The organism is Planktosalinus sp., from assembly GCF_059864935.1.
This window is the reverse complement of record NZ_JCBCCK010000140.1, coordinates 1-4,548: the sequence shown is the minus strand read 5'-3', so window position 1 is coordinate 4,548 and position 4,548 is coordinate 1. Positions and strand designations below refer to the sequence as shown.

5 protein-coding genes and 2 tRNA genes are annotated in these 4,548 nt (G+C 38.6%); all 7 read right to left on the bottom strand.

Translation table 11 applies throughout. The annotated features are described in order from the left end of the window. Positions 1-450: 450 nt before the first annotated feature. Positions 451-915: an Arm DNA-binding domain-containing protein gene (locus AC6F75_RS05880; RefSeq protein WP_500714019.1), complete on the bottom strand. Its 465-nt coding sequence runs from the start codon at positions 913-915 to the stop codon at positions 451-453. Between the two features lie 236 nt (positions 916-1,151). Further along, positions 1,152-1,229 (bottom strand) — tRNA-Val (locus AC6F75_RS05875). A 57-nt stretch (positions 1,230-1,286) separates the two neighbouring features. After that, a tRNA-Val gene (locus tag AC6F75_RS05870) sits at positions 1,287-1,361 on the bottom strand. 68 nt (positions 1,362-1,429) lie between these two features. Continuing rightward, positions 1,430-2,605 (bottom strand): glutamate ligase domain-containing protein, encoded by a 1,176-nt coding sequence (locus AC6F75_RS05865; RefSeq protein ID WP_500714020.1) that lies wholly within the window; start codon positions 2,603-2,605, stop codon positions 1,430-1,432. Positions 2,606-2,663: 58 nt separating this feature from the next. After that, the gene (locus AC6F75_RS05860; protein WP_500714018.1) at positions 2,664-3,476 is read right to left on the bottom strand and encodes an energy transducer TonB; all 813 of its coding nucleotides are present in this window, start codon (positions 3,474-3,476) and stop codon (positions 2,664-2,666) included. 54 nt (positions 3,477-3,530) lie between these two features. Then, on the bottom strand, positions 3,531-3,923 hold the full coding sequence (locus tag AC6F75_RS05855; RefSeq protein WP_500714017.1) for a biopolymer transporter ExbD: 393 nt from the start codon (positions 3,921-3,923) through the stop codon (positions 3,531-3,533). 1 nt (position 3,924) lies between these two features. Continuing rightward, positions 3,925-4,548, bottom strand: a 624-nt coding sequence (locus tag AC6F75_RS05850; protein WP_500714016.1) for a MotA/TolQ/ExbB proton channel family protein, incomplete at its 5' end; no start/stop codon positions are given.

Below are 4,548 nucleotides of genomic sequence, written 5' to 3'. Positions count from 1 at the left end.
TTATAACTTACCCCCAACATAAGGATGTTTATGTTTTTGTCCCCAAACTTCCAGTTTGTCCTGTCCATCACCAAGACCAGGTTGCTTTTTTCTGGAAGCAGGCTAAAAATGAGCTTGGCAACCCACATCATGGACAACTCTGCTTGCGAAACAAATCGTTGAATGCGCCTATAACTGCTCGATGTATTTGATGTTGTGTCAAATGCAGCAGAAAGTTTTGCGAAGTTGACAGACTTAACCTTGCATAGAGCGTTTATGAACAAGCAGATAAGACGAATCCTAGCTAAATTTAGATGTCCCCTAAAATGGGCTTTAAATACTGTTAATAATTCTGTATCTTTATTGCTGGTACTGGAGTTCTTTTTTAAAGTCATTACGTCGTAAATAATGCTTTAATATACTGAATTCCAGTATTTTATACAACAAAAAGTGAAGTTATTTTCCTGATTTTTAAATGATTAACTTATTTTTGTCGTGTACTAAAAAAAATTCGACTATATAGTTTTGAGTAGTCAAATAATGACTTAGGGTTCCGGGTTTTAAAATTGCCACTGCAGTTTGTTTATGGTATTTGAAGAGATCAAGAATGGTTTTACTTTTTTCGTCTTCGCCGAGAAAACGGGATTTAAGCAAAGAGGCAGTCACCAGTTTTTTCTCATTAGACAACTCTAAAATATCTCTATTGATTTTAACTTTTATCTGATCGATAATGTTGTTAATAATCTTGGAATGCATTGTAGAACCTTTGACATGTTGACGTTTCTGGTCCCAAAGCTTTATATCAACTGATTGTTTTAAGCTGGTTTCTGCTGATTTTCCATTTACAGTGATTCTCAAATACAACAGACCGTCAGAAAGACTAGATTTCTTTTTTCTGACAATGAAAATGATGTTAGTTAAGCAGGTGGTATGCATAATCTGTTTAGTTTGGATGAAATTCAATTACGAAAGTCAAACTAAACCAGTAATGCATTGATAACAAATATACTAAAATGACACTTTAATTAAAAAAATAATAAAAATAACTCACGAATAGCTCACGAATAGCTCACGAAATGAACATAATTTTTACTTTTTGTTGTGATGTCAAAAAACATATTTGATTCATTATCATAATATTAACCATTTTTTGGTTTACTATAATAATGCTTTGGTGGGTCATACTGGATTCGAACCAGTGACTTCCACGTTGTCGACGTGACACTCTGAACCAACTGAGTTAATGACCCTTAATGCTCTGCAATATAATTAAAAAACCCACACATTTGTGCGGGTTTCTATAGCTGTGGGCGCGAAGGGATTCGAACCCCTGACCCCTTGGGTGTAAACCAAGTGCTCTGAACCAACTGAGCTACGCGCCCGCTCTTTCTTAAAGCGGTTGCAAATATAGACCACTTTTTTATTTCGCACAACAATATTTTCAAAAAAATCAAATTATTTCAGCAACCACAAATGTACTTCCCCCAACAAAGATTAAGTCTTGTTTTGATGCTGATTTCAATGAAGCTTTATAGGCTTCTTGTACTGATTGATAGGGCTCACCCCGTAGTTCTGCTAGCTTAGCTTTCGCTGAAAGAACTTCAACATCTAAACCCCTGGGTATACTGGGTTTGCAGAAATAATAACCCGCGTCTTTAGGAAACAAATTTAAAACTGAATCGACATCCTTATCAGCTACAAAACCTAAAACGATATGCAGCTTATTGAACTTTTCCTGAGAAAGTTGATTTAAAACATAAGTCAAACCTTCTTTATTATGTGCCGTGTCACAAATCACTTTAGGATTCTCTTGCAAAACTTGCCAGCGCCCTAACAGGCCGGTGTTTGGAACAACTTTTAAAAATCCGGATTTTATATGTGTGTCACTTAAATGGTAAAGGTTTTTATCTCTTAACAACTCAATGGCAGATAAGGCAGTTTGTAAATTCTTCTTTTGATAATCTCCTTTTAAATCGGTTTCAACAGTTTTGAATTCAAGGTCTTCAGCGAAAAAGATTTCTGCCCTCTTTTCCTCAGCTAATTCCTTAAAAACCTTAGTTGTTTCAGCCTGGGTTTCACCAATAACTACAGGAATTTCGGGTTTTATGATTCCTCCTTTTTCAGCAGCAATTTCAGAAAGGGTATTGCCTAAAAATGCCGTGTGATCCATCCCAATATTGGTAATAACCGAAAGTTGGGGAGTTATGATATTGGTGCTGTCCAGCCTTCCTCCCATTCCCACTTCTATAATTGCAACATCTACTTTTTGGTTGCTGAAGTAATCAAAAGCCAACCCAACTGTCATTTCAAAAAATGAAAGGGAATGATTTTCAAAAAAAGATTTGTGTTTGGCAACAAACTCAATAACATAATCTTCAGAAATCAAGTTGCCGTTGATCTTAATCCGTTCCCTGAAATCTTTCAGATGGGGCGAAGTATAAAGCCCCACTTTATAACCCGCTTCCTGCAAAACCGAAGCCAGCATGTGAGAAACAGAACCTTTTCCATTAGTACCGGCAACGTGGATGCTTTTAAAATTCTTCTGAGGGTTTCCAAGATGATTTGCAAGTAAAATGGTGTTGCTTAAGTCTTTTTTATAGGCTATGCCACCCACACGCTGATACATGGGCAATTGAGCGAATAACCAATTAATGGTTTGTTGGTAATTTTGAGACAACTCAGACTTATTCAGAGAGTGAAAAACGATAAATTATTCGTCCCATTTGCCTTGCAGGCGCATTGGGATCACTGTTAAATTTGGTTCTTAAAGCCGCTTGTCTTGCGGGATCTAAAAGACAACGCGAGTTGTTTGTAGTACCTCTCACACCCGGAATGGCTTTGGTTACATTGCCATTTCTGTCCACATCTATATCCACAACAACTGTCCCCTCCTGATTACAGTCCTGAACGATAATTACTTTATCTACTGCTCTTCTTCCGCCAAGGAGATAGTTTCCATCGCCATCGAGGCCTTTTCCTATGCCGTAATAGCTGCTGGCATTGGGGTCGCCATCAGGGCTTCCTTTGTCTCCGGCTTTGTTGTCATCTCCTTCGCCACTTTGAGCAACACCTTCTTGTTTGGGTGCATTCAGGATACTAGACAAAGCATCTGTGGTAGATTGCTCAGGTTTTTGTTCTACTTTGGGCTGTTCTATGGGTTTGGTTTCAGTGGGTGTTGTAACCTGTTTGGGCTTTTCTTCCTTTTTAATTACCGGTGCTTCCACATTGTCCTGTGTCACAACATCCTCTTCGACAACCGGCTCTGAAACAGTTTCAGGCTGCGCCTGGGTTTGTGAAGGTGATGTTTGTACTTGTTCCAAAGGTTGCACTTCACCGCTACCAAAATCGGTAGTACCGAAATTTACGGCTATGCCCTGTTCTATCGGCGGGTCCATGTATTTTAAACCAAACAAAAAAAGCAGCAGCACAATAACTACATGAATAGCCACTGTGATCCTGAAACTTTTTTTCTCTTCTTCGGTTTTAAAATAGCTCATTTTAGTTTTAATATTGCTTTAAAAACATTTGCTTCTAACTTCTTACTTCAAGCTTTAGTTCGGCTTAACTGCCAAAACAATTTTGTATCTGTTCCTGTTGGCAATGTCCATAATTTTAACCGCGTGCTGAATGGGTACTCCTTCTTCTGCTCTTAGTATAATGGTTGGGTCTGTTTGTCCCTGTAATGCCCTTTTAATATGATTTTCAACTGCATTTTCGCCCACACGGTCTTTATCCACATAGTAATCCAAATCTTTAGTGATACTCACTGAAAGATTTTGCTGATGGGTGGTTTTACCTTTCGCTGTAGGCAAAATTAAATCCAAAGCATCAGGTGTGATGGCCGGAGACGTGAGCAAGAAAAACACCAACAGCAGGAAAACGATGTCTGTCATCGAGCTCATACTAAAGGTTGCGTCGATTTTATTTCTTCCGCGTAATTTCATATTATGACGGTTCGTTTAAAAGGTCTAAAAAGTCAACCGCATTGGCTTCCATACCGTGCACCACTTTATCGGTTCTCACTACCACGTGATTGTATGCCATATAAGCTATAATACCAACGATTAATCCGGCAACTGTGGTGGTCATTGCAGTGTAAATACCTTCTGCAAGCTGTCCCATTTCGGCTTGACCGCTACTTGTAGCCAATTGATGGAATGCCAAAACCATACCAATTACGGTCCCCAAAAACCCAATCATTGGTGCAGCTCCTGAAATTGTGGCTAGTACACTCACATTTTTTTCAAGCTTGTAAACTTCAAGACGACCTGCGTTTTCAATTGCGGTATTGATGTCTTCCAAAGGATTTCCGATTCGCGAAATACCTTTAGCCGTAAGTCTCGCCACAGGTGTGTTGTTTTGTGCACAGAGAATTTTTGCACCCTGCAAATTGCCCGAAGCTACCATTTCGCGTATTTGATTCATAAAATTTTTGTCAATTTTTGAAGCTGCTTTAATGGCAAAAATTCGTTCAAAGTAGATGTATACTGCCACAAAGAGTAAGACAAAAAGGATGGCTATGATAATTATCGCCCCAGGGCCGCCATTCATAATTAACTCAAAAACTGA

Excerpts from the sequence above, each read along its gene's own strand:
- AC6F75_RS05860 (WP_500714018.1), bottom strand. The coding sequence starts at position 3,476 with ATGAGCTATTTTAAAACCGAAGAAGAGAAAAAAAGTTTCAGGATCACA.
- AC6F75_RS05865 (WP_500714020.1), bottom strand. The coding sequence starts at position 2,605 with ATGTATCAGCGTGTGGGTGGCATAGCCTATAAAAAAGACTTAAGCAAC.
- AC6F75_RS05880 (WP_500714019.1), bottom strand. The coding sequence starts at position 915 with ATGCATACCACCTGCTTAACTAACATCATTTTCATTGTCAGAAAAAAG.
- AC6F75_RS05855 (WP_500714017.1), bottom strand. The coding sequence starts at position 3,923 with ATGAAATTACGCGGAAGAAATAAAATCGACGCAACCTTTAGTATGAGC.